Raw genomic sequence first — 6761 nt, forward strand, 5'->3', positions numbered from 1 at the left:
CGGGACGAGCGGCGGCAGGCCGACGTCCGAGCGACCGGTGCCCCGGTTGTCGGGGGCGATCACGTCGTACTCGTCGGCGACTGCCTCGCGCTGCCAGCGCCACATCCACCGACCGAATCCGAGCCCTTGCACGAACACGACCGGCGCGCGTCCGTCTCCGTCGCTCCGCTCGTGCTCGTAGTAGATCGACACGCCGTCTCTCGTCGCCTGTGGCATACCCGGACTGACGTGTCGAACGCCCTTGAAATCGATCCTCGAATCGGGAGCGGCGTCGGCCCGCATCGCGCGATCGGCCGTCGGGGCCGGTAATACGATATTATCGCGTCGGTGACGGCCTTGCGACGGCCGTCTCGATGCCGACTGACTGACGCCTCGGCCGACGACCCGCCTCGGGTCCACCCGTCGGAACGGTTCAGCGGGATAAAGATCAATTGTGGTAATCAGCGCGTTTATCCCGTCTCGGTAAAATATTGTTACCGATGCAGCGACTGCACGCGCGGTACCCGTTTCTCGAGGCCGCTCGCGAGTCCGTCGCGACGGAGGCGGTCGATCTCGCGACCGTCGTCGAGCAGGACCGGGCGGTCGTCGACCGCGCGCGCCAACGCGTGATTACCGCGCTCGAGGAAGGGGAGATCGGAGACTCACACCGCGAGGCTCGCGTCGAGTTACTTTCCTATCCCGTCGCGCGGGTGCTCGTCTCGCTAGTCGGGGAGCGAGTGCTCGTCCGCGAGTACGCCCGCGGGGAGGCCGCGACGGCCTACGACCGCTTCACCGCCGACATGGCCGACACCACCGAGCTGAAGAGCGTCGAGACGACGGGACTCGAACTCGAGGACCTGCTCGCCGAGTTCGACTTGCGGGACGACGTTCGCGAGGCGACCGACGGCGACGGCTATCGGATCGACGTCGGCACCTACCTCCCGCTGGCCGAGGACCTGTGGGAAGACGAGTGGCGGCTGGTTAATCGATCGTTGGACGCCGGCGAGGTGCCCGTCGACGCGGAGGAGTTGCTCGCGCTCCTGCGCGAGGCGATCCGGAGCCGTATCGAGGACGGCCTTCCGTTCGAGGTACCCGACGCCATCGCGACCGCACTCGAGGACGACGCCGCCGAGATCCGCGATGTGCTGGCCGATCTCGAGTTGACTCAGGACATCGACACGGTCGTTCCGGACCTGTTCCCGCCGTGTATGAAGGCCCTGCTCGATCAGATACAGAAGGGCGAACACCTGGCGCACCACTCCCGGTTCGCGATCACCGCGTTCCTGACGAGTATCGGGATGACCACCGATCAGATCGTCGACCTCTACCGCGTCAACTCGTCGTTCGGGGAGGAGATGACCCGCTACCAGACCGACCACATCCGTGGCGATAGCTCCCCGACTGAGTACTCGCCGCCCTCGTGTGCGACGATGCAGTCCTACGGCGACTGCGTGAACAAGGACGACCTCTGCGAGCGGATTCCGCATCCGATGGCCTACTACGAACAGCGGATCGACGACGCCGACGACGACGAGATCGAGGACTGGCGAGAGCAGACCGACGGTGAGGACAGTGCCGCGAGCGGCGACTGAGTGCGAGAAATGGTGACCACGGGTAGTCGAAACGGACGACCACAGGCGGTCGAAATACCGTAATTCTGCTCAGTACGTCACTTTTTCTGGGGCTCGTCGGACAGTTCGTCCGCCTGATGTTGAATGTCCCGTAGCGCCCGTTCCTGTTCGCCGCGGGCGAGACCGCCGGATTCGGCGTGTCGACCGTCGTACTGGTCGGACGGGATCGCATTCCAGACGCTCGAGCCGTCGTCGTCCCCGGCCTCGCGATCGGTCGTCGAGTCACTTGAGACAGCCAGTCGCCACAGGAGCCCGATCGCGAGTCCGGTGGGGACCACCACCGCGCCGGCGGCGACGACCGGATCGACGATGGACAGCACGCTCACGAGCAGCGACGAACAGAGCAGAACGAGCACGACGACGGCGGCAGCCTGACCGGAACGGAATCCATTCGTTCGAATCGAACTGGAGTCAGCGCTATCCATAGGTATTGTCAAACCGGCAACGTGAAAAGCGTACCGACGCCCTCAGAACGTTCCCTGCGCGTCCGCATCGTCGTCATCGTCGTTGGCCTCGAGGCCGTTCTCGGGGTCGTTGAGCAGGTACGCGAGGAGGATGCCGACCGCGGTCATCAGGAGGATGAAGCCGGCGATGACCGCCACCAGTATCTGTCCGCCTTCGGGCGAGAGTGTGCTGTTATCGGCTCCGTAGGAGGATCCGACGGCGATCATGGCCCCCAGCATCAGGAAGACGGCAGTAACGGCGACGACGATTTCGATGAGCTGTTCGCGATCGAGCATTATCCCAGTGGTTTCGCCGGACCGGTGAAAAGCACTTCGAAGGGTGCCTCGAGGCGGACCGTCGGCTGCGGTCGCCAGTCGTCCGCACCCTCCGTATAAACTGCGGCCATGAGGGTGCAAGCAGGCCCGTTATGCTCATCGAGCCCCTATCCACGTCGAATAGCCAGCCGACCAGCGAATCCACTTCGACGCACCCATGAAAACAACAGCGTCACCGAAAGCACCGCTTCCAGTACCGTCAGCAGATCACCTCACGAAGCGATCGCGCCGAGCACGCACCGAACCGATGTCGGTGCTGTCGCTAGGCGACGGCCTCTACGAGGTCGAGTCCGCGAGCGACCACACCTACCTCGTCGATCTCGAGGCGGGTCGATGCACCTGTCCGGATCACGTCTTCCGCGAGGCCCGCTGCAAGCACATCCGCAGAGTCGCGATCGAGATCACGGAGGGCCGGACCCCGCCGCCGGGCGAGGTCGCGGTCGACTGTCGCGACTGCGGCGAGACGGTCTTCGTCGACGAGGACGAACCCGCGCCGTTCTACTGTGACGAGCACGCGATCTACGCGGGCGACACCGTCGTCGACCGCGAGACCGGCGATCGGCTCACCGTCGTCGACGTCTCGGCGCTGCGGGCCGACGCCGTCGAGATCGGAGCGGCCGACACGACGGTCGCGGAGTACGAGACCAACGCGGACTACGATCCCGACGTTCCCGTCGTCGGCGCGATCTATCCCCACGCCACCGTCGCCCCTAACGGCGTCGTCCCCTCGTCGCTGAAGGTCTACGTCTTCCCGCGGACGCGCCTCGAGAAGGCGTCGTAGCGACTCGAGGCGACAGCGCCACCGGCGCTCGAGGCCGACGACGGCTCGTAACAAACCGAACGTCGCGACGCCCGTTTTCTTGGTGATCGGTATCGACTGGCGAGCTATGGATACGGGTATCGCGTACGACGGATTCGACGAGGGACAGCACGTGAACTACTGGGAACTCGAACGCTACTACCGGGGCCAGACCAGCCGCGACGACGACGGCCTGATCGAGGGCGCGAGTCACGGCATCGCAAAACAGCGCAAGTGTCACTTGATAGGGCGAACCGCTACGTCCGTCACCGCGGGGCTCGAGCCGGCAGCGTCGATCTCTGACGACGCTTACTCTCCCGTGTTGATCTTCTCCGCAGTCTTATACGCGTCATAGATCGCCCAGATCCACGTTGCGGGGAACGTGATGAAACCGATAAGAACAGCCATCAGAAGTACGTTAACAACTTGAAGAACCATCAGCCCGATCCCCTTTCCTATCTCGCCGTTGTAAATTTGGCCTGCCCCAGTAATAAAGAATGAGAGAACAGCAGAAATTCCTGGGTTTTTCTCGCCACTGTTAGACCTCTTCTGTCGGACCCCACACTCCGGACAGATTTCGGCTTTCTTTTTGATTACCTCTCCACAGGAGGAGCAAAACTGTTCATCGTCACTTTTTGTTCGCCTATATCCATCCTCATTTTGTGAAGAAGAGTTTTCCTCAGGAAAACCATCATCTGTCATACTATATGGTCACACAAATGAAATAGTCTTAATTCTTGTCCTTCGCTTACGTTTACCTAACGGTGGTTCACTTACTTGCGCCCTCGGCTGTGAGTCTATACGTTTCAGCAACGCGTCAGTGACGACGAACCCATCGCCGCCGTTCGCGCCCGCGGAACCTGCCGGCACCACCGAGGTCGCCGATGCCGTCGACATGAAGCGGCGGGGAACAGACAGTTGGTTGCGCCAGTTTCGCGACGCTGACCGCGTCACTAGAAGGAAAAACAGCCGTCGCCGGCCGGCAGTTACTCGAGCACTTTTGCGGCCTCCTCGACGTCCATCACGCCCTGCTCGACGGCGTTGAGCACGCGGAGGATCTCCTCGTCGGGACCGGTATCGGCCCCGCCGTCGCCGACTTCCTCGAGCGTGACCTTCTCGGATCGGCCGGTGAACTCGGGGAAGTCGGTTCCCTCGGCGATGGCCGTCTCCTTCTTGACGCGGTAGTTGCCGCCGTCGGTGACGTGGAGGTCCCCGGGATGGAAGAAGTACCAGTCCTCGCGGTCGAAGCGGATCCCGATCCGGGGTTTCGCGCCGAAGTTCTGCGCGAAGTAGATGAGCGCTTCGACCTCCTCGCCGGTGAGATAGATCGGGTCGCCCGAACTCGATTTCGCCTCGATCGCGTAGAACTGTTCGCCGTCGCCGGCGAGCACGTCGGGGAGTTCGCGTTCGGTCGCAGAACCGCTGGCGGGCGCACGCATGACCGCGAAGCCGGCCTCGTCGAGCGCGTTGACGAGTTCCCGCTCGCGGCGGTCGCCCTTCGCCTGAGACATACCCCACCGTCACCGCCCGCCGGTAATAAAGGAACTGACAGCGCGGTGGAAGTGGTCGTCCGGGGGCGGTTACAGTGGCACAGCCGATAGCGGCGGAGCCTACAGCGGGACGACCGCCAGCAGGTCCACGAGCAGCGACGTCGACGGTTCGGCGGTCTCGATCTCGTACTCGAGGGCGATGTAGAGGATGCCGAACTGGATGGCGTTGAAGGCGGCGTGGGCGGCGATCGGAACGAAGAGGTTGTCCGTTTTCGCGTAGAGCAGCCCGAAGATGATCGACCCGCCGAAGACGACGACGACCGGAACGACGGTCGCGAGCAGCGACTGGGAGACGGCGTACGACAGGATGTGGATCAGCGCGAAGATGGCGCTGGCGATGACGACCGCCTGAAGCCGAGAGAACGCGTCGTAGAGGCGCTTCTGGACGATATTCCGGAAGAGGAACTCCTCCGCCGGCGCGTTGAAGAGGAAGACGATCGCGATCATGACGAGAACCATCGTCTGGTCGTCGCCGATGAAGCCCGAGACCGAGTTTTCCGCGGACGGCAGTGAGAGTAGCTGGACGAGCACGCTGATGAGAACGTAAAACACGAAGCTCCCGAGGACGCCGGCGAGGATGTAGCCCCAGCCACGTTTCGTGGGGAGTCGGAGGTCGACGTACGACCAGCCGCGGTCGGTCGCCGCGAGGTAGAGCCCACCGGCGAGCGCGAAGCCGACGAAGTTCAAGGTCAACAGGAGCGCCCGACTCGTGATCGACGCCTCCATCGGTGTCCTCACCACCGCCGGATCGAGCAGGACGGCTGGGAGGACCGTGAACTGACTGGCGAGGATACCGAACGCTGCCAGGCCGATCGCGACGAGCGTCGACCGAATCGGGCCGTCGTCGCGATGGCGTTCGGGGGTTTCCATGCGGAGACGTACGACGACCGGGGCCTTGGGCGTTGCTCATGCGAAACGGCCCGTCTCACCGGAGAGCCCCCTCGTCCAACGGCCGACGCCGATCGATCACTCCGCAGGGACCGGAACTTCGTCCTCGAACAACTGCGCCAGCAGTCGCTGCTGACCGATTCGCAGGTGTCTGTTCACCGTCGGCTGCGTCACCGCGAGTAGCTCGGCGATCTCCTCGCCGGTGCTCTCGCGGGGCCACTCGAAGAAGCCGGCGAAGTAGGCCGTGCGAAGCACCTCGAGTTGGCGGTCGGTCAGCGCGTCGAACAGCGACGTGACGAGTTCACTTCGCGTTCCCATCGATCGCTCGACGTGCCGGCGGGATCGGAGCTCGACGGTCGGATACCCCTCGCGGAGCATCTCGACGAACTCGCGGACGTCGGTACCCGTCGAGACGTCGACGGTGATCTCGGTCCCCGTCGCGTCGGCGTGCATCGACCGCGGACTGCCGCCGTGACGGACCAGCCGCGAGGCGATGACCTCGCAGGTGGCGGTCGCCTCGAACCGGCAGTCGCCGTCGGCCTCGCTGATGAGCCGGGAGTCCGTGACCGAGACGAGATCGTCGAGGACCTCGCGAACGTCGTCGGGAGAGGCACCGCTGGTCTCGAAGAACAGCAGCGTCTCGTCGCCGGAGTGCGTCCCCAGACCCGCGTACTCGACCCGAGCACCCGTCTTCGCCGCGATCCGAGGCAGCAGGTCCTCCGAGCCCTCGATCCGGAGCGTCAGCTCGAGTAGTGTTTCGGCGTGCAGCGCCTCCCGCGTTTTGGCGGCGGTGATCGCGTTCGCGATCCCCTCGCCGAGTTCCGTCATGACCGTCCGCTCGAGGTCGCCGAACGCGTCCGGTTCGTCGGCGTAGACCGTGAGGACGCCGTAGGAGTACTCCGCGTGCGAGAGGGGGACGCTGATGACCGACTGGAACCCTCGGTCGACGGCCAGTCGCCGCCAGGGGTCGTCTTGCAGTCCCTCGACGACGTTGGAGACGACCGTCGGCGTCTCGGTCTGGGCGGTCCGGACGGCCGGCTCGACGGACGCGTCGCCTCCGAGGGAGACGTCGTCGAGATACTCCTGACCGGTACCCGCCCAGGCCCGGGGCTCGAGTCGGGTGCCGCCGGCGTCG

General features: G+C 64.4%; 10 protein-coding genes. 3 read left to right on the top strand and 7 right to left on the bottom strand.

The annotated features are described in order from the left end of the window. The coding region (locus PGX04_RS29700) for an alpha/beta fold hydrolase (protein ID WP_273741782.1) at nucleotides 1-216 on the bottom strand (216 nt) is incomplete at its 3' end. Between the two features lie 263 nt (nucleotides 217-479). Here PGX04_RS29700 and priL point away from each other — a divergent pair. Then, nucleotides 480-1571 carry a DNA primase regulatory subunit PriL gene (gene priL, locus PGX04_RS29705; protein WP_273741783.1) on the top strand — a complete coding sequence of 364 codons (1092 nt, stop codon included), beginning with the start codon at nucleotides 480-482 and terminating at the stop codon, nucleotides 1569-1571. A gap of 77 nt (nucleotides 1572-1648) precedes the next feature. On the opposite strand, the gene PGX04_RS29710 is transcribed toward priL, so the two are convergent. After that, entirely contained in the window at nucleotides 1649-2035 is a 387-nt protein-coding gene (locus tag PGX04_RS29710) for a hypothetical protein (protein ID WP_273741784.1), read from the bottom strand. Between the two features lie 42 nt (nucleotides 2036-2077). Next, nucleotides 2078-2350, bottom strand: coding sequence for a DUF7472 family protein (locus tag PGX04_RS29715; protein WP_273741785.1), 273 nt, complete (start codon nucleotides 2348-2350; stop codon nucleotides 2078-2080). Nucleotides 2351-2546: 196 nt separating this feature from the next. Between PGX04_RS29715 and PGX04_RS29720 the strand changes: the two genes are divergently transcribed. Together PGX04_RS29720 and PGX04_RS29725 are read left to right on the top strand one after the other, a co-directional pair. Then, nucleotides 2547-3170, top strand: a complete 624-nt coding sequence (locus PGX04_RS29720) for an SWIM zinc finger family protein (RefSeq protein WP_273741786.1) — start codon at nucleotides 2547-2549, stop codon at nucleotides 3168-3170. A gap of 106 nt (nucleotides 3171-3276) precedes the next feature. After that, nucleotides 3277-3543, top strand: a complete 267-nt coding sequence (locus PGX04_RS29725; RefSeq protein ID WP_273741787.1) for a hypothetical protein — start codon at nucleotides 3277-3279, stop codon at nucleotides 3541-3543. On the opposite strand, the gene PGX04_RS29730 is transcribed toward PGX04_RS29725, so the two are convergent. The 4 genes from PGX04_RS29730 to PGX04_RS29745 all read right to left on the bottom strand — a co-directional run. Beyond that, nucleotides 3498-3890: a zinc ribbon domain-containing protein gene (locus tag PGX04_RS29730; RefSeq protein ID WP_273741788.1), complete on the bottom strand. Its 393-nt coding sequence runs from the start codon at nucleotides 3888-3890 to the stop codon at nucleotides 3498-3500. The genes PGX04_RS29725 and PGX04_RS29730 overlap by 46 nt on opposite strands. A gap of 284 nt (nucleotides 3891-4174) precedes the next feature. After that, nucleotides 4175-4699: a Holliday junction resolvase Hjc gene (hjc, locus tag PGX04_RS29735; protein ID WP_273741789.1), complete on the bottom strand. Its 525-nt coding sequence runs from the start codon at nucleotides 4697-4699 to the stop codon at nucleotides 4175-4177. Between the two features lie 99 nt (nucleotides 4700-4798). Next, complete coding sequence (locus tag PGX04_RS29740; RefSeq protein WP_273741790.1) at nucleotides 4799-5608, bottom strand: CPBP family intramembrane glutamic endopeptidase; 810 nt, start codon at nucleotides 5606-5608, stop codon at nucleotides 4799-4801. Nucleotides 5609-5704: 96 nt separating this feature from the next. Next, the coding region (locus tag PGX04_RS29745) for a bacterio-opsin activator domain-containing protein (RefSeq protein ID WP_273741791.1) at nucleotides 5705-6761 on the bottom strand (1057 nt) is incomplete at its 5' end.

The sequence above is a fragment of the Natrinema soli genome (genome assembly GCF_028618695.1).

Excerpts from the sequence above, each read along its gene's own strand:
- priL (WP_273741783.1), top strand. The coding sequence starts at position 480 with ATGCAGCGACTGCACGCGCGGTACCCGTTTCTCGAGGCCGCTCGCGAG.
- PGX04_RS29710 (WP_273741784.1), bottom strand. The coding sequence starts at position 2,035 with ATGGATAGCGCTGACTCCAGTTCGATTCGAACGAATGGATTCCGTTCC.
- PGX04_RS29715 (WP_273741785.1), bottom strand. The coding sequence starts at position 2,350 with ATGCTCGATCGCGAACAGCTCATCGAAATCGTCGTCGCCGTTACTGCC.
- PGX04_RS29720 (WP_273741786.1), top strand. The coding sequence starts at position 2,547 with ATGAAAACAACAGCGTCACCGAAAGCACCGCTTCCAGTACCGTCAGCA.
- PGX04_RS29725 (WP_273741787.1), top strand. The coding sequence starts at position 3,277 with ATGGATACGGGTATCGCGTACGACGGATTCGACGAGGGACAGCACGTG.
- PGX04_RS29730 (WP_273741788.1), bottom strand. The coding sequence starts at position 3,890 with ATGACAGATGATGGTTTTCCTGAGGAAAACTCTTCTTCACAAAATGAG.
- hjc (WP_273741789.1), bottom strand. The coding sequence starts at position 4,699 with ATGTCTCAGGCGAAGGGCGACCGCCGCGAGCGGGAACTCGTCAACGCG.
- PGX04_RS29740 (WP_273741790.1), bottom strand. The coding sequence starts at position 5,608 with ATGGAAACCCCCGAACGCCATCGCGACGACGGCCCGATTCGGTCGACG.